Raw genomic sequence first — 18561 nt, forward strand, 5'->3', positions numbered from 1 at the left:
ATAATATAATAAAAAAATACCAGGATAAACCCTATTTTCAAAAAGTAAATGCGGAAAGAGTTCCTGTTGAAAGCATTATAAAAATGATTGACGTAGGGATAGCAGATATAACACTAGCATACCCTGTTGTGAGTTATCCTATTAAAGGTATGTTAAAATATATGTTGGGTTATATTGCAGCACCTAAAACACCTTGGGGGGATAAAGTCATTGCAGACTTGAATAAGGTAATTGAGCAGTATAGGTCATCTGAGAAATTCCTTTATTTTACATTTGAGTGGTTTGATACAAAAGCTATTGAGCGAGTGAAGAGTTTTATTAGAGAAGCTTATCAGGATTAAATGGATATATTTGTCCATTAGGTTTTACTTTGTAATTAAATAGTTGCGAATTGTTTATTTGCATGTTTATGGTTTATATTTGTGTACTATGGTTTGGTTCTTGGTTGTTAGATATAGACTAAAAGCTAATTGTTTACTTAAAGCTCAGTGTATATAATCGATGACTTTATAATAACTATCCGTTCAGCGGATTATTATATGGACAGTGTATATCCATGGTCGGGATATACACTTTGACTTTAGGGTACCTCTAAAAATGCACTTTTTTCGTGAAAGCTGTGTCAGCGCTGTACTCGGATCCTCATGTATTCCTTATACACTGCGGTCCTCCGTGCAATGCTTCCTTGCGCTCACAATAAAATCACTGTTTTTATAGGGCCCTTTACTGGGAAGATAGGTTGTGTAAGAAAAAAGTAGATAACCTTACGAAAAGCAAAAATACAGTAACGTTATCGTTTGCATTATATCTTATACAACCAATAGTGTATTATTGACGTTGTGTTTAGGAAGTAACATGCAGTTGGAAACGCCATATAAAACACCTTCAACTATGGATGCAGCGGTTGAAGAGGTTGCTACTTATACTCCAAAAGTTTTTGCCAGTGAAGGCCGTATTGGCCGACTACGCTTTTTAGTTTATTCATTTTTGTATCAGTTTCTACTCACTCTTGTAATAGCTGTCTCTGTAGGAGTTATTACAGCCATTTATAAAAGTGGGATTGGTGATATACCTATATTAATAGGGGCGCTTATTGCTTTAGCGGCGATTGTGAGTATATGGGTAGCTTTAGTGCCAGTTAAACGTCGATTACATGATATGAATTGTTCGGCGTGGTGGGCTATTATCTATTTTATTCCGGTGATTCAGTTTATTTTCTATTTGGTTTTATTGTTTGCGCCTGGTACTGCAATGAGTAATCAGTTTGGTCCTAAGCCAGATAAAAATTCTGTTCCTATTATTGTGTTTGGTCTAATATTTCCATTATTAACTGTGGGGGTTGGTGTTGCTGCTGCGCTGGCTATTCCTGCGTATAATGATTATGTACAAAGAGTACAACCACAGTAGGGTGCAATGTAAGTAGTTTCTATTCTTTGTAGAAAAAATTGAATAATAAAAAAACCGGCAATGCCGGTTTTTTTATGCATTCTGAGTTAACAGTACACCTGTTTCAATATGATCAGTGAAAGGGAATTGGTCAAATAGTGCCAGTCGTTGTATTTGGTGGGATTGTGTTAATGTTGATAAGTTATGGTGTAATGTGGCTGGACTGCATGAAATGTAAATAATATGCTTAAACCGTTGTACTAGTTTTTCTGTTTCTGCATCCAAGCCAGCACGAGGCGGATCAACAAAAATCGTATCTAACTGGTAGTCATCGAGATTAATGTCTTTTAAACGGCGAAACGCGCGTTCACGATTCATTGCTTGTGTAAATTCCTCACTGGACATTCTCGCAATGACAACATTATTAATTTGGTTGCGTTCTAAGTTATGTAAAGCAGATCTTACAGATACTTTGGATATTTCTGTTGCCAATACTTTTGGAAATAAATGCGCTAATGCAATCGTAAAGTTACCATTACCACAGTAAAGTTCAACTAAATCGCCAGAGCATTGAGTGGCAGATGCCTGAGCCCACTCAAGCATTTTTTCACAAATAAAGGCGTTAGGTTGCGTGAATGAATTTTCGACTTGTTGATAATAGTAGTGCTGTCCATTAACAGTTAACTTTTCTTCAATACTATCTGTATCTGTACAAAGCTTTTGTTTTCGGGCGCGGCCAATAATATGGCTATTCAGCTTTTGATTTAATTGTTTGGCTTCATCTTGCCAGTGTTGATCAAGCTGTCGGTGGTAAATTAACGTAATACAGCTTTCGCCTGTCTGGCTGGTAAGAAATTCAACTTGAAATAGTTTACGTCGTAGTGTTTCAGAGCTGTTGATTTCAGCCAGTAACTGGGGCATCAATGTTTGTATACGGGGGGATCCAGCTGGGAATGTTGATACCTCATAGGGTTCATTTTTATTCCCTGGTTTAAACATAGCGTAAAAACAACAGTTTTCGTCATGCCAGATGCGGAACTCTGCTCGCATTCTATATTGGGTGGGTTTTGAAGGAAACACCTCAATTTCAGGTACAGTGAATGTTGCAAATAGTGAGCGAAGGTGTTCGACTTTATTTTGCAACTGATCCTGATAACGTTGATCGAGAGATACTGCCTCTGGCATAACGACTAAATCCACGATTAATTAAACAAAACCAGCTTAATAACAAACAATCCAGATAACACAAGCATGGCTGGATTCATACTGCGCCAATGGCCACTACATAGTTTGACAACCGCATAGGCAATAAAGCCCAACGCAATCCCATTAGAGATGGAAAAGGTTAACGGCATAGTCAGTGCTGCTATGGTAACAGGTGCTGCTTCAGTGATGTCTTGCCAGTCTATATTCGCAAGACCTCCTGTCATTAATACGGCAACAAAAAACAGTGCAGGTGCAGTGGCGTAGACTGGGACAGTATTCACTAAAGGAGACAGGAATAAACTGGCCAAAAATAAAATTCCAACAACGACAGCAGTAAGGCCTGTTCTACCTCCTGCACTAATACCAGCAATACTTTCTATATAGCTGGTCGTAGTCGATGTACCTAACATCGCACCGGCCATTGTGGCACTTGAGTCAGCCATAAGCGCATTTCCCAGTCTTGGCAGCCGGCCTTTTTCATCAAGTAGCTCACCTTTTTGGGCAACGGCAATGAGTGTGCCTGATGTATCAAATAAGTCTACAAATACAAATGCAAAGATGATGCTTAACAGGCCGACATCCAGGGCTTCACGAATGTTCAATGCTAATAGCGTTGGCATAATGCTGGGAGGAAGGGCAACAAGTCCTTGGTATTCTGTTTCACCAATAACAATACTCAGTAATGTTATTGTTAGAATACTCAACATAACGGCACCTGGTACTCGCCGGTGGCTGAGGGCAATGATCATGATAAAGCCCATAGCTGCAAGTAATACAGAGGGTGCATGCACATTACCTAAGGTAACGAATGTTGCTGGGTTATCGGCGATGAAACCCGCATTTTTTAAGGCGATAAAACCAAGGAATAGTCCAATACCAGCTGCAATACCTACGCGGAGTGAATGAGGAATGCTGTGGATAATCCATTCGCGGATTCTAAAAGCGCTGAGTAAAAAGAAAAAGCATCCAGAGAGAAACACAGCACCTAGCGCAACTTGCCAGCTATAGCCTAGTTGTCCAACAACCGTGTAGGTGAAGAATGCATTTAAACCCATACCGGGTGCAAGTGCGATTGGGTAGTTCGCAAAAAATCCCATAATAAAGCAACCAAGTGCAGCAGCGATGCAAGTAGCAACAAATACGGCGCCTTGATCCATTCCTGCGTTGGCTAACATATTGGGATTAACAAAGATGATGTAAGCCATGGTCAGGAAGGTGGTACAACCTGCCATAAACTCACGGCGAACAGTGGTGTGATGTTCTTTCAGGCGAAATAAAGCCTCTAACATGGTAAAACCCCGGTACTTCACGATCTAAATGGCTAACTGGGTGCCAAAACAGCCCCCTCGAATGCATAACTCTGCTTTGAACATTAACGCTCTGTGCCAAATCCATCATGATCTTGCGGCGCGAATAGTACCTGAAAATCGATCGGTTGAATAATTTTTCTACATTTCTCTGTTGCTTGAGACGAAGAAATTGGAGGAAATAGCATTAAAGCCAGCGTTTTGACTAACAGTCAGGTGAGGTAAAAGTAATCTGGAAACCAATAAAAACTTTAGATTAAGTTACTTTGATCAGAGGGTTGGGTTTGTGGGTGGTTAAAAAATATACGATTTGTGAAGTGGTTGATGAATACCGTTGTTGGTAAGGTTAACCAACGATAATTCACAAGGTTATCCACAGCTTCTGTGGAATAATGTGACAGGTTTAACCGACTTCGAGGTCAATTGTTTAACAAAAAAGTATTATGAAAATACGCACTTATACATATCTACCAGGGTAATGTCACAATCTTGACGTATTAACTTCATTATGACAATGATCTTTCAAATAAGTTATCCACAAGGCATGCACAGATACTTTAAATCCAAAAGACCAATTATTTTCAGTTTAATGTTGTCCACAGCTTCAGCTCCACAGATCGAAATTTTGTCATACATCTTATACTTGTCGTTATATTCTTTATGAAAAGCGTGCTGTAATGTGGTTAGCTTGAAAGTGATGAACGTATATACCCTTCGCTACGGGTATACTAATAAGTGTTGAAATGACAATAATTGAAGAAAGTGTGGCAGTATACAGGGTGTACAATCTATAAGGCATCCTTGATTGCTTGGTGAGTAACAAAATAACTGTGTGAATGATGTAATGAAAGGTGATATCCCTCAGTATCAGAAAATAAAACAATCGATTTATCAAGGTATTCGTGAAGGACGCTATCCTAGAGGTGGAAAAGTGCCCACAGAATATGAGCTCATGGCTACATTTAATGTAAGCAGGATGACGGTTAATCGTGCTATTAGAGAGTTGGTAACTGAAGGCATATTAGTGCGGTATGCAGGGGTAGGTACTTTTGTTACAGACTTAAAGCATGAATCTCCTCTGGTGACAGTGCGAAATATTGCAGTTGAAGTACAAGAGCGGGGGCATCAGTACCATGCTCAAGTGCTTAGTTTAACTGAAGTTATGGCAGATGAAACAGTCGCTGTTCAGTTAGGCGTTCCACTGGATACGCCTGTGTTTCATTCTGAGATTGTACATTTTGAAGATGGTGTTCCTATTCAGTGGGAATATCGTTATGTTAATGCGACAAGTGTTCCCCATTATTTAGAACAGAATTTTGAGCAAACGACGCCTAACGAATATCTTAGTTTGCTGTGTCCTTTAACTAACATTGAACATACCGTTGAAGCGGTATTACCTTCGGTGGAAGAGGCTAAGTTATTACAAATTGATCCCGCTGAACCATGTTTGCTTTTACACCGGAGAACCTGGTCGGATAAACTATTAATTAGCTGGGCTAAATTATTACATCCAGGTAGCCGTTATAAATTAAGATCTAAAAGTGTCAGTGAGTAAAAATACTCATTTTAGTGTAAATTCTTAATTAAAATCTGGCTCAGCTTTACAGCGCTCACCAGATTCTACCAATAAACTGTCATGTGGATATTGCCACTGCTTCTGCGATATACGGCTTTGTGTTTTTGATAGGTCAAGCTAACTGAGCATGAGCTATGGTATGCGCTTTGGGAGTAGTGTTGCATGACAAATATAATTTCCATCCTACTTCAATGAGTTTATCGTCCAGGGCTATTACATATAAAAATAGTTGGTGCTCCCAGCACCTGTTTCACAACCCCGTTCAAGCACTGCAAACTCACATTTTGCTATACCTCAATTATGATTAAATGAACATCTGTGGTATTTCGATGTATGCCAGTGGTAGACAAAGGCTGGATAACGCGCATCGAACTGTATGCCGCAAGGATGCGGCAACCAAGCTTTGAGGGAAGGATTCACGGCGTGTTCGAAGGGCGTTATGCAGACGTTGAACAGAGGGGCTTTAAAATGGCTTTAATAAAGGGGTACGGGACGCGCTGATAGTGCGCATAAAAATAGTATATGAAATGCATAAAACGAGTATAGTAATAATTATGTAACTTAAATGTCATTGGCTGAGCATAATATAGATTTGTGAGGTCAATTGGTGCTTTTTTGCCCCAAGCTAACCGGGACCTGGCCTAGCCAGGTCCTTTCTTCTGCATTTCTGGTATATCCTCTGTAGGGTATATTGGCCTTTTTTCCTGTTGTGTGACTACTGCCATATAAATTCATCATGATAAAAAATACAAAATTATTGACGTTGTTTGGCTCATATATAGTCCTTCAGTTCTTATTCAGTGAAAATACAGGCATATATAAAAATTAAAATTTTTTTTATTATGTTTTTGCTGTTTTTTTAATATTTTCTTAACTCAAAGATTACTTCAACAATATTAAAGAATATACAGTTAACATTAGTTAATAAGAGATATTCTCATTGGTGGGGGGTAAAACGTTCGTTTAATGTTTGGGAAGGTTGGCTAAAGGTTACATGCCTAAATAATTTGATACAAATGAGTTGATAAGATATATGCTGATCTAATCGCCTAATATCAAAGCAAATACGTGAATACTTGCAAATTATTCGGTTTTTGTGAATAATGCAGGCGTTAAAATTCTATTTGTGTTATAAACTAATGCTCTAGCTTAGACAGGTGAAACGAGTGATTATACTTTGAACTCTAAAAAAGTGGTGTATAATGACATTAGTCAATTTTTTCCATTGGTGAGGGATAAAAGACGAAGAAAAATTGAAGGTGGTTAAAAAATACTCTTAACGTTACATTTAAATATGTACAGCCTAATTGCCGTACACGTTTTGTTTTAAAGCGTGTAGTTTAGATTTTATTTGCTTTTTATATTCTGTGATCTCCATAGAATGCTGCCTTTCACCCGCTAAAATACTACCTTTTTAGAGTTTAGATCCGCATCGGTTGTTGGACTAAGAAGTATTCTGTTTGTAGGAAAAAATACGTTGAATTTAGACCGTAACTGACTTTTTATCAGTTTGATGGGGTGTATGTATTTGCGTACATTTTTGCCATTTATTTATGGTGAAAAAGTCAGTAAAACAAATAAATAGGTATGTTGTAATGAAAAAATTATTCATTTTTTTATGGATAACGATGACGTTAACAGGTACCAGCTTTGCCAGTGAGTGCGAAATTGATAGAGAAATTCGCTTTGCGGGGATGAGTTGGTTGTCAAACCAGGTAATGGTAGAAATTGAGCGGTTTATTCTTGAAAAAGGGTATGATTGTGCAACATCTGTTGAGACGGGGAGCTCTTTACCTATGTTGGCAGCCATTGGCCGTGGCGACGTAGATATCATGTCTGAGGTATGGATTAATAGTATTTCAGATGCATGGAATAAATACGTTAAAGAAGGTCAGGTAAAGAGCTTAGGAAATGTGTATTCTGGAGGTGTGGAAGGTTGGTATATCCCTCGTTATCTTGCTAAAAAATACCCTGGATTAAAATCCGTAAGTGATTTACCAAAATATAAACATTTATTTGAAGATCGTGAAGATCCTGGAAAAGGCCGATTTTACTCTTGCCCAATTGGTTGGTCTTGCGAAGTTATCAATCAGAATTTAATGAAAGCTTTTCAATTAACTGATGATTTTAATACTTTTTCTCCTGGAACAGCTGCAGCCCTAAAAGCAGCAATCACTTCTCATTATAAACGTCGTAAGCCAATAGTTTTTTATTACTGGACTCCGACTGCGTTGTTAGGGAAATTTGATATGGTGAAATTATCAATGCCTCCTTCTGATAAGTTAGGTCATATTTGTAATACTAATCCAGAGTGTCAAACACCTTATCCAGGAAGTTATCCAATCGCAGAAATAAAATCGGGTGTTCATACCGGCTTCTTTCAAGCGGCTCCTAAACTGGTAAATTTTCTAAGTAAAGTGAAAATTCCAACAGAAGATGTTAGTAAATTGTTAGCCTGGGCTGATGAAGAGGGCGCTGAAGCTCCTGAGGTCGCACATTATTTCCTGGTTCATTATGAATCCTTATGGTCACAGTGGGTTCCTAATGATGTTGCTAAACCTATTAAAGCAGCTTTGTGAGGTAGGATTTATGTTTCCTGAACTAATTCCTGCTCGAAAACTCCGCAAAATGATTGATGCTGGTATTGATAATTTGGTGAGTGCCTATGGGGATATGCTTGATAAAGCCATACAGCCTTTTATTGATTTGCTGGTCTGGCTTGAACAAGGATTACGACATTGTCCATGGTGGATAGTGCTGGTGGGGGTTGGATTACTCACCTGGACTAGCAGCCGTCGCTGGCAGTTAACCCTTGCAATGCCCGCATTACTGGGTTTTATCGGGGCTATTGGGCTTTGGGATCAAGGAATGCAAACACTGTCATTGATGATTGTTGCCACTGGATTATCAATCCTGGTGGGTATTCCTACAGGCATTGTAATGTCGCGTTCATCATGGTTACGCAAAGTGGCACTGCCGATCTTGGATATTATGCAAACTATGCCCAGCTTTGTTTATTTAATACCTGTGGTTATGTTTTTTGGGCTAGGGAAAATTCCTGCAATCATTGCCACCGTCATTTATGCTGTGCCTCCTTTAATCCGGCTCACTGATCTTGGCATACGTCTGGTTGATAAAGAGGTGCTTGAAGCATCGCAAGCTTTTGGCGCGAACGCTAGGCAACAATTACTGGGAGTTCAATTACCTCTGGCTATGCCTAATATTATGGCGGGTATTAATCAAACGACCATGATGGCATTAGCGATGGTGGTGATTGCTTCTATGATTGGAGCAAAAGGATTAGGTCAGGAAGTGTTAATGGGGATTAACCGCCTGGAAGTTGGTCGTGGTTTATTGGCTGGGCTGGCTATCGTAGCCTTAGCGATTTTGTTTGATCGAATCACTCAAGCCTTTGGTCAGCGTCGTCAGCAACAGGAGCATCCGGCATGAAAATAGAAGTGCGTAATATCTATAAGTTGTTCGGAACCCGGCCGGAAAAATGGTTGGATGATGCAAAAGCTGGGGTGGACAAACGGGAATTATTAGAAAAAAGTGGTCATACTCTTGGCCTACGCAATATAAACTTAAATATTGAAGCGGGTCAAATATACGTCATTATGGGTCTTTCAGGCTCCGGAAAGTCAACATTAATTCGTCATTTCAATCGACTAATTGAGCCAACAGAAGGGCAAATCATCGTTGATGGTAAAGATATCATGACAATGTCAAAACGGGAGTTAGAAGATTTTCGACGACATAAAGTGTCTATGGTATTTCAGCGTTTTGGATTATTGCCCCATAAAACGATTGTTGAAAATGTTGCATATGGATTAGGTATTCAAGGAGTCAGTAAATCAATTCGCCATGAAAAAGCGTACTATTGGCTGGATCAAGTAGGACTTAATGGATTTGAAAATCAATATCCTGCTCAATTATCGGGTGGTATGCAACAACGGGTTGGTTTGGCGCGAGCGTTAGCTACTAATCCAGATATTCTGTTAATGGATGAAGCCTTTAGTGCCCTTGATCCACTCATTCGTCGAGAAATGCAAGATCAGTTAATTGCGTTGCAAGAAAAGCTTAATAAAACCATTATTTTTATTACCCATGATTTAGATGAAGCATTACGTTTAGGTAATAGAGTTGCAATTTTACGTGATGGTGAGCTTATACAAGAAGGAACGCCTGAAGATATTTTGCTTAATCCAGAAAATGCTTATGTTAAAGCATTTTTGCAAGATGTTAATCGAGGTAAGGTACTTACAGTGGGGCATGCTATTAAGCAGCCAAATGTTACAATAACAACGAACATTTCTCCTCAAAATGCGTTGAAAAAACTTCAGCATCATGGGGCTGATTATGCTTGTGTGCTGGAAAGTAATATATTAAAAGGAATTGTAACCCACTTAGATATTATCAAGGCTGACCAGGCACGCGATAAAAATATTACTCGTTATATTCATAAAGTAGCTACTATTTCAGAAGGTGCAGAGCTACAGTCAGTATTTCCACAATTGTTAGATAATAAACAGCCTATTGCAGTTATCAATCAACAAGATGAGTTTAAAGGCTGGCTTTCCAGAACTAAAGTTATCAATTTAATTCAATAATTAGAAAAATACAGGACCTTGCTATAATTCTTCTTTACTGAAGATTCTTGCGATTTTTATAATACATAACAGCTATACCCAATGCCAGTAAGGATTTATTAGCTGATGCTATTGAATGTTGTAGAGGTGAAAATAAAAGAAGTTTCATTTTTAAGGTTAATTATAAATAGTTATTTGAATGTGAGTTAGTTTGCATCAATACTTTAAAGTAAGATTGAGCGATTTTTGTTATATGACATGCTAACTTTTATTTAAAAAAATTATACAAAAACTATTATCTGGTAACGCAGGAGTAAAATACATGGAAGTATTTTTCTGGGAATGGTCTACGTATGCGGTTCGTTGGATACACGCAATAGCAGGAATTGTCTGGCTAGGTTTTTTCTTCCATACACGCGAGCTGGATAGAGCTATGCTGCGCTATAGTGCAACGCAGCCTAATGCTGTTGGCGAGGCTTGGTCAATTCGGGGCTTTGGTATCTATCGCACAGTTAAGTATTTGTCAAAACAAGATGATATGCCATCAGAAAAGTTATTAGTTTGGTATAAGTGGCCTAATATCTTTACCATTATAACTGGCTTTTTACTCTTGATATTAATTTACTACTCCCAGGTTGAGCTGTACTTAACAGATGTTAATGTATATGTTTTTCCGGCTTGGCAAGCAATTAGCCTATCGGTTTTTGGTATTCTTCTCGCTTTAATTATTCATGAAAGTCTATATCGAACTCCATTAAAACGAAACGAGAAAATAATACTTCTTATAAATTTTACTTTTCTTACAGGTCTTAGCTTTTTTTATAGTCTCTTTTTTTCTGGGCGTGGTACATTTATGCAAATGGGAGCTACGCTTGGGTTATATGTCACTTCATACTTTTTTATAAATATTTTACCTTCACTTCATAAGCTATTGAAAGATCCCGCTAATGGACAGCCATCTCCAGAAAAAATGCAATGGTTTTTAATGAGGGCAAGACATAATAATTATTTGGTGTTAACAGTTGTTTTTATGATGTTAGCAATGCATTTTCCACTGGCTCACTCTGGCCATTACTCATGGGTTATTATCCCTCTTATTATCGTGATCGGGGCTGTAATAAGACATTATTTTGATACTTTGCATGAAACTGGCAAGCGCCTTGTGTGGCCATGGACTGTCGCGGTATGTATGGCATTGAGTGTAATTTTTTTGAGTGCTCTTGGTTCAGTGGCACATCAGGCTAGCCGTAACATAGTTGGGTCAACACAGCCATTTAGTCTGTCTGCAGAAACTATTTTACTCAGTCGTTGCAGTATGTGTCATGCTCGAAATCCTGCTTGGGTTGGTATCAACCTGCCACCTAATGGCGTTGTGTTAGAGACAAAAGATGATATGGAGCATTGGGCTCCAGAGATTGTGAAAGTTGCTGTTTTATCGAATGCGATGCCGCCAGGAAACATCACGGGTATTACGCAAGAGGAAAGGGTTCAGCTTGGTCAATGGTTAATAGGAAATACAAGCAACGAGGAGAACATATTATTTGAGTAACATAGCCCTTGTAAAAACATCATCTGAGGTATGGTGGCGAAAAAAGGAGTTAGTGGGTGCTTGCTGGATGTTACTTACTACGCTATTTATTTCATTTTTTTTGGCTTCAGGAAAATTGACTCGAAGTGATGTTTCAATTTTTCAGGTTGTTTTTTTTCGTTATATAACGGGATTTATTACCATAATATGTTTAGTTTTTTTTCAGGTGGGACTTCCTATACAGCAAGCATTTAAAACTTCACGATTAAGGATGCATTTAGCTCGTTCTGTAGCAAGTGTAGTTGGCATTAGCTGTCTACTATTTTCTGTAGGAGGTATGCCGTTAGCGGATGTGAATGCTATTGGCTTAACACAAAATATGTTCATTGTGTTACTTGCAGTGCTTTTCTTAAGGGAAAGCGTTAGCTTCTTGCGATGGCTTTCTATTACTTGTTGCGCTATCGGAGCTTTCATGATTGTCCGAAGTCAGGAAGGAAGTGTTATCAGTTTCCTACAATTGAATTTTTTTGCTGTAATAGCACTGGTTGGTGCTTTTCTTATTGCTATAGAAATGGTTTTTGTAAAATTAATGGCGGCACATGAACGAAGTTTGACAATGCTTCTTTATGTTAATGGCCTAGGAGTCGTTGTGCTTTGTTTACCTGCCATTGTAAATTGGCAGTCAGTATCGGTATGGGAGTTATCCTGTTTTAGCTTACTAGGGCCAATCGCAATAGCTGCTCAGCTTTGTACAGTACAGGCTTACCGATGTGCTGATGCCTCATTCTTAGCACCAATAAATTATTGTGGCATATTATTTGGCGGGATTATTGGCTTTGTAGGTTTTGGTGAGCTTCCCTCTTGGGGGGCAATCATCGGTGCGGTATTGATTGCAGTGGGTGGTATTACATTGGTAAGAACAACGAATAGAAAAATGAAAATAATAAATAAAGGATGTGTGCAGAATGTGGATCTAAAATAGCTTGATGAGGTAAAAATTAAATAAAAATGAAAAATATCTCAAGAACAATACAGTTTTTATTAGGCGATAAAGTGCACTCTGTTGCCAATATTTCACGTGATATGACTGTACTGGAGTATTTGAGAAACCATCTTAAATATTGTGGTACGAAGGAGGGATGTGGATCTGGTGATTGTGGTGCTTGCACAGTCGTGATTGGAGAGCTGGCTAATGAAAAGCTTCATTATAAAGCAGTGAATGCATGCATTACTTTTTTAACAACACTTCATGGCAAGCAGTTGATTACAATTGAGAACTTAACAGAAAATAATCAACTTCATCCAGTACAACAAGCGATGGTTGACTTTAACGCATCACAATGTGGTTTTTGTACACCAGGCATTGTGATGACATTGTATGCACTTACCAAAAACTGTTCTGTACCGACTAAAAAGCAAATTTTTTCAGCGTTATCAGGTAATTTATGTCGCTGTACTGGTTATCGTGCAATTGTTGATGCCGCAGCAAATATTGGAAAATCCATGATGTATGGGATAAGTGTCGAGTATGAATTTTATGTTATCAATAAGCTGAAAGAAATTGATACAAATGCTTTACTGAATTTGAGTAACGAAATAAATCATTATTTTGCGCCTAAATCCATTGAACAGTTAGTAAGGTTATTAGAGCAATACCCAGACGCCTATCTTCTTGCGGGAGGAACAGATTTTGCGCTGCAAGTGAAACAGAGTAATCACCCTTTAAAAACAGTGCTTTATATTGGCAGTATCAATGCACTTAAATTTATTAAAAAGCATGATAACATTTTAAGTATTGGCGCTGCTGCGACCTATCAACACTGTTTACCGTTATTAAAGAAACTATATCCTGAATTAGCTCAATTATTGGAGCGTTTTGGCTCCCAACAGATTCGTAATCAGGGAACGATTGTAGGCAATATAGCTAATGCTTCACCTATAGGAGATATGTTGCCTGTATTAATGGTACTAAATGCACAATTAACATTACGTCAAGCTTGCAGTAGCCGACAGATTCCTGTGGCTGATTTTTTTCTTGATTATAAAGTGAGTGATTTACAGCTAGGTGAGTTCATTCAGTCAGTTGAAATACCTATAGCAAAGTCAGGCTATCAGTTAAAAGTTTATAAAATATCGAAACGTATCGAAGATGATATATCTACGGTATTAGCAGCATTTTATTTAAAGATTGAAAATAAATATGTAAAAGAAGTATATATCGCTTTTGGTGGTATGGCGGCTATACCTAAGCGTGCAAGTCGCAGCGAGAAAGCATTACTTAATCAATCTTGGTCAGAAGAAACGGTTGCAGTTGCCGCAGAGCAGTTAGATTATGATTTAACTCCTGTGAGTGATCTCAGAGCATCAGCAAACTATCGAATGCAGGTGGCTAAAAATCTACTTTGGAAGTGTTTTTTTGAAGTAAATAATCCAACCTCATTAAGTCGAGTGACAGATTATGCGTAAACTGCCTGATATTAAAGCTAAACAGCCATCTGCAGCTATCAATGCTATTATAGTAGGCAAGCCTGAAAAACATGAGAGTGCGTTTAAGCATGTTACAGGACAGGCAGTTTATATTGATGACCAATTAGAAATGAGTAATCAACTACATGCGGCTGTAGGTACAGGTCAAATTGCCCATGGAAAAATTAAGAAGCTTGATTTAACTGAAGTCTATAAGGCTGATGGTGTCATAGCAGTGGTGACGGCATATGATGTACCAGGTCAGTTAGATATTGGTCCTGTTTTTCCGGGTGATAAATTATTAGCAAAAGATATTGTCGAGTTTTACGGCCAGCCTTTATTTGTGGTAGCTGCGTGCTCTCACCAACAAGCTTGTCAGGCTGTAAAATTAGCAAAAATAAGCTATGAGCCATTACCTGCTATTTTTGAGACAAAGCAAGCCTTAGAACAAAAAAGTTTTATTCGTCCTCCGCATGTTATGCAGCGCGGAAATGCAGCTTTTGCCATTAATCATGCACCGCATAAAATTACAGGGCAAATAATAATTGGCAGTCAAGAGCACTTTTATTTAGAAGGGCAAATTGCTAATGTTATTCCATCTGAAGATGGTGGTGTTGTGGTCTATATATCGAGTCAACATCCTGCAGAAATCCAAAGACTAGTAGCTGAAGTGCTCAATATTCCATTTAGTCTGGTTACTGTTGAAGTTCGGCGTTTAGGTGGTGGTTTTGGCGGAAAGGAAACTCAAGCTGCTCCCTGGGCTTGTTTAGCCGCAATATTAGCAAGAAGAACTCAGCAACCCGTTAAACTCCGTTTAAATCGTCATGATGATATGGTAATGACAGGGAAACGTCACCCCTTTGCAAACAGTTATTGTATCGGTTTTGATAATGACGGTCGTATTTTAGGGGCTGAGTTTACCCTTAGTGCTAACTGTGGTTATTCTCCCGATTTATCTGATGCTGTTGTCGATCGTGCTATGTTTCATGTGGATAATGCCTATTATCTTGATCAAGTTAAAATAGTTGGTAACCGTTGTAAAACACACTTAGTATCCAATACAGCATTTCGTGGCTTTGGTGGTCCTCAAGGAATGTTAACAGTGGAGGCCGCGATTGATGATATTGCGCGTTATTTGAGGGCGGATCCATTAACCATACGAAAAATCAATTTTTATGATGAGTCACCTCAACCTAAATCAGCAAATAGAAATATTACCCCCTATTATCAAGTTGTGGAGCAAAATATTCTTCCTAAACTCGTAAATAATCTTGAGCAAAATGCAAGCTATCAACAACGTCGGATACAAATATGTGAATTTAATGCAGAAAATAAAGTACTGAAAAAAGGGTTGTCACTGACTCCGGTAAAGTTTGGCATCTCATTTACGGCTAAGCATTTAAATCAGGCTGGTGCGTTAATTCATATTTATACTGATGGTAGTATTCACTTAAATCATGGTGGTACTGAAATGGGGCAGGGGCTTTTCACTAAAGTAGCTCAGATTGTGGCTGAAGAATTTCAAGTTGATAGGAGAAATATTTTTATTTCTGCAACTCGTACGGATAAAGTGCCTAACACTACTGCTACAGCAGCCTCTTCAGGTACTGATCTTAATGGTAAAGCAGCACAAAATGCAGCAAGAACGATTAAAAAAAGGTTAACTGACTTTGTTGCTCAACACTTTGTAGTAGATAAACATGAGATTTTCTTTATTGACAACTATGTCAAGTTTGGTGAACGATCAATAAGCTTTAGCGAGTTAATACAGCTAGCGTATGTAAATCGAATTTCACTTTCTGCAACAGGGTATTACAGTACACCTAAAATTCACTATGATAGGGAAAAAGCAGCAGGTCGGCCATTTTTCTATTTTGCAAATGGAGCTGCTGTTTCAGAGGTTATTGTTGATAGCTTAACGGGAGAATATAAAGTACTCAGAGTGGATATTTTACACGATGTAGGTAAATCCATTAATCCTGCCATTGACACTGGCCAGGTTGAAGGTGGGTTTGTGCAAGGTATGGGCTGGCTAACGACTGAAGAATTAGTATGGAATGATCAGGGGCAATTACTCACGACAGGACCAGATACATATAAAATTCCGACAGTCGGTGATATTCCTGTCGATTTTAGGGTTCAGTTCTTTTCTGATACACCCAATCCTGAAAAAACGATTTACCAGTCCAAGGCTGTAGGAGAGCCACCTTTTATGTTAGCCATTTCAGTTTGGACGGCTATTCGCGATGCTATTTCCAGTATATCGAATTATTCCATAAGTCCTAAGCTTGATACACCAGCTACACCAGAACGAGTTTTACAGGCCATTGAGCTGATAAGAGCTGAAAGTAAAGCAGGTGTATGATGAGTACAGGCTGGATAGACGCTATTATGCAACTAAATACAGCAAATCAAGATTTTGTTCTGGTGACATTACTTGCTACTTGTGGGTCTACTCCACGTAATGCGGGTACAAAAATGGTGATAACAGAAAATAATATTTTTGACTCAGTGGGAGGAGGAAACTTAGAGTATCAAATAATTTCAGTGGCTCGAAAATTACTTAGTGATTTAAATGTACAACAATATATAGAATATTTTCCTTTAGGGCCTTCTCTCGGCCAATGTTGTGGGGGAAGTACTGTTGTATTATTTGAAAAGATTACTGAAAGTCGCGTCAATATTGTATTGTTTGGTGCAGGTCATGTAGGAAAAGCACTGGTGACTATTTTAAGTGAGTTACCCTGTCAAATTTACTGGATTGATACCAGGGAAGTGATGTTTCCACCTTTAGTTCCTAACAATGTGGTTGTGATTAATAGTGATGACCCTGTGGAAGAGGTGGGTATACTGCCAGCTAATGCTTATTACTTGGTAATTACGCATAATCATCAATTAGATTTTGCTATTTGCGAAGCCATTTTAAAGAAAAATAATTTTAGTTATTTGGGTTTGATCGGCTCAAAAAATAAGTGGCGACGCTTTCAACAAAGGCTAATATATAAAAATTTTAGTGAAGAAGTTATTAGTCGTATTCGATGTCCAATTGGTTTAAATGAGGTGCCAGGAAAACGTCCCATGGAAGTTGCGGTTTCTATCGCAGGAGAAGTTATTAATCATTATCAAAAAAAACAGTCAGAGCGAAAAAAACAATGTGTGAGTTGGAAAGAACTTAAACCACTTTATCATGACAGAGAGAGAATCTACTCACAGTAAAGTTTATTCATATTAAAGGTTGAGTCTATTAAAAAAAATAGTATACTTACCGCCCAGTATTAATGGTTCGATGTTGGTATTACACCATAGAACCATCCTCTTCGTATTATCGCGGCTGCTGAACCCGATGAACGCTAGAGGAAATAATATGTTTTACAGCCGAGATAGAGTCTGGAGAAGGTTCAAAAGTCGTATTAATCACAATAAAGGAATGGGTTCCGAAAACCTATGGAAGCCTGAAAAAAACTGGAAAATGGTATATCTTCGCTCTGAAAAGCTTGCTCGAGCAAAGCAGTTAGGGTTTCCATATCCTCGATTGAATACTCGACAACTTCTTGAAAAAGAACTTTCGATCAATGACTAAGCCTGTCAATCTATTATTTATTTGTAGTCGTAATCAATGGCGAAGTCCTACGGCTGACGCCATTTGGAAAAGCGATCCATTGTTTAAGGTCAGGTCGGCGGGTACCAGCCCTCGCGCAAAGAGAACTGTCAGCTCAGTAGATATCCGCTGGGCTGATGTTATTTTTGTGATGGAGAAAAAACACAAAAACAGGCTTCAGGTTGCCTTTGCCCGATTGCTTGAGTACAAGCCTGTTTATGTGCTTGATATTCCCGATGAATATCAATATATGGACCCTGATTTGATCAGTGAACTTGAAGAAAGGGTTATCTACTTGTTAAGTAAGCATACATAATACTTTCTGATGTTTTGTCTTGAGTAAAATAAGTTAGCCCATGTGACGTACCCATTTGTTTAGTCGTTACTTGAACACTTAAAAGTTGGGATGATGAAGTTTATTTCCTGGAGTATTTTGTGATTCTAGATAAAAGCCCATATTCCGCCCCAAGTTCAGAAATATCCAATCATAACACTGGGGGAGAAGGCATTTATCAGCTTCCCAGGTTTAGTGCATGGGGAGTGTTATTTTTAATGATAATCACTCTAGGTATTTACTATTATTACTGGCTATACAGTAGAACAGTGATCATCAATAGAATATGCGATCGTAAAGTTTCATCTATTCTGTCTGGTTCTGTTCTAGTGCTTTTTGTAGTGAGTTTTATCTTAAGTTTATGCCAAGTATTTGCTGAAGAAATTGGCTTTACCTATGATTTACAACTTGCTTTTGCTGAAGCTATTTTCAACTTGGCGAGTTCCATAACAACACTCTTTTGGTTGTTTGCAATAAGAAATAGACTTCATTATATGTGTAAGTCAAATAAGAGAAGCTTGTTTTGGATGAATGGGTTCATTACATTTATTGCTAATGCTATTTATCTTCA

General features: G+C 38.3%; 16 protein-coding genes. 14 read left to right on the forward strand and 2 right to left on the reverse strand.

Going from position 1 to position 18561, the window contains the following annotated elements; all coding sequences use genetic code 11:
- Positions 1-341: hypothetical protein (locus tag KCG35_RS20720; protein ID WP_215821773.1), on the forward strand; the 341-nt coding region annotated here is incomplete at its 5' end.
- A gap of 514 nt (positions 342-855) precedes the next feature.
- Complete coding sequence (locus tag KCG35_RS20725) at positions 856-1407, forward strand: DUF805 domain-containing protein (protein WP_215821774.1); 552 nt, start codon at positions 856-858, stop codon at positions 1405-1407.
- 72 nt (positions 1408-1479) lie between these two features.
- On the opposite strand, the gene trmA is transcribed toward KCG35_RS20725, so the two are convergent.
- Positions 1480-2571 (reverse strand): tRNA (uridine(54)-C5)-methyltransferase TrmA, encoded by a 1092-nt coding sequence (trmA, locus tag KCG35_RS20730; RefSeq protein ID WP_215821775.1) that lies wholly within the window; start codon positions 2569-2571, stop codon positions 1480-1482.
- Between the two features lie 17 nt (positions 2572-2588).
- Complete coding sequence (locus KCG35_RS20735; protein ID WP_215821776.1) at positions 2589-3881, reverse strand: NCS2 family permease; 1293 nt, start codon at positions 3879-3881, stop codon at positions 2589-2591.
- Positions 3882-4743: 862 nt separating this feature from the next.
- Between KCG35_RS20735 and hutC the strand changes: the two genes are divergently transcribed.
- The 12 genes from hutC to KCG35_RS20795 all read left to right on the forward strand — a co-directional run.
- Positions 4744-5454 (forward strand): histidine utilization transcriptional repressor HutC, encoded by a 711-nt coding sequence (gene hutC, locus KCG35_RS20740; RefSeq protein ID WP_215821777.1) that lies wholly within the window; start codon positions 4744-4746, stop codon positions 5452-5454.
- A 1616-nt stretch (positions 5455-7070) separates the two neighbouring features.
- Positions 7071-8054 carry an ABC transporter substrate-binding protein gene (locus tag KCG35_RS20745; RefSeq protein ID WP_215821778.1) on the forward strand — a complete coding sequence of 328 codons (984 nt, stop codon included), beginning with the start codon at positions 7071-7073 and terminating at the stop codon, positions 8052-8054.
- Positions 8055-8064: 10 nt separating this feature from the next.
- The gene (locus KCG35_RS20750; protein ID WP_230409298.1) at positions 8065-8925 is read left to right on the forward strand and encodes an ABC transporter permease; all 861 of its coding nucleotides are present in this window, start codon (positions 8065-8067) and stop codon (positions 8923-8925) included.
- Positions 8922-10085, forward strand: a complete 1164-nt coding sequence (locus tag KCG35_RS20755; RefSeq protein ID WP_215821779.1) for a quaternary amine ABC transporter ATP-binding protein — start codon at positions 8922-8924, stop codon at positions 10083-10085. The genes KCG35_RS20750 and KCG35_RS20755 overlap by 4 nt, the downstream gene beginning before the upstream one ends.
- Before the next feature lie 301 nt (positions 10086-10386).
- Complete coding sequence (locus KCG35_RS20760) at positions 10387-11613, forward strand: urate hydroxylase PuuD (RefSeq protein ID WP_215821780.1); 1227 nt, start codon at positions 10387-10389, stop codon at positions 11611-11613.
- Complete coding sequence (locus KCG35_RS20765) at positions 11606-12574, forward strand: DMT family transporter (protein WP_215821781.1); 969 nt, start codon at positions 11606-11608, stop codon at positions 12572-12574. Before KCG35_RS20760 ends, KCG35_RS20765 begins: the two co-directional genes overlap by 8 nt.
- 26 nt (positions 12575-12600) lie before the next feature.
- Entirely contained in the window at positions 12601-14058 is a 1458-nt protein-coding gene (gene xdhA / locus KCG35_RS20770; protein WP_215821782.1) for a xanthine dehydrogenase small subunit, read from the forward strand.
- A complete protein-coding gene (gene xdhB, locus KCG35_RS20775; RefSeq protein ID WP_215821783.1) occupies positions 14051-16423 on the forward strand; it encodes a xanthine dehydrogenase molybdopterin binding subunit in 2373 nt (790 codons plus the stop codon). The genes xdhA and xdhB overlap by 8 nt, the downstream gene beginning before the upstream one ends.
- Positions 16420-17274 carry a xanthine dehydrogenase accessory protein XdhC gene (gene xdhC, locus KCG35_RS20780; protein WP_215821784.1) on the forward strand — a complete coding sequence of 285 codons (855 nt, stop codon included), beginning with the start codon at positions 16420-16422 and terminating at the stop codon, positions 17272-17274. Before xdhB ends, xdhC begins: the two co-directional genes overlap by 4 nt.
- Positions 17275-17422: 148 nt before the next feature.
- The gene (locus tag KCG35_RS20785) at positions 17423-17638 is read left to right on the forward strand and encodes a hypothetical protein (protein ID WP_215821785.1); all 216 of its coding nucleotides are present in this window, start codon (positions 17423-17425) and stop codon (positions 17636-17638) included.
- Positions 17631-17972 (forward strand): low molecular weight protein tyrosine phosphatase family protein, encoded by a 342-nt coding sequence (locus tag KCG35_RS20790; RefSeq protein WP_215821786.1) that lies wholly within the window; start codon positions 17631-17633, stop codon positions 17970-17972. Before KCG35_RS20785 ends, KCG35_RS20790 begins: the two co-directional genes overlap by 8 nt.
- Positions 17973-18091: 119 nt before the next feature.
- The coding region (locus KCG35_RS20795; RefSeq protein WP_215821787.1) for a DUF4234 domain-containing protein at positions 18092-18561 on the forward strand (470 nt) is incomplete at its 3' end.

The sequence above is a fragment of the Zooshikella harenae genome (assembly GCF_018837975.1).
Classification (GTDB): Bacteria; Pseudomonadota; Gammaproteobacteria; order Pseudomonadales; family Zooshikellaceae; genus Zooshikella; species Zooshikella harenae.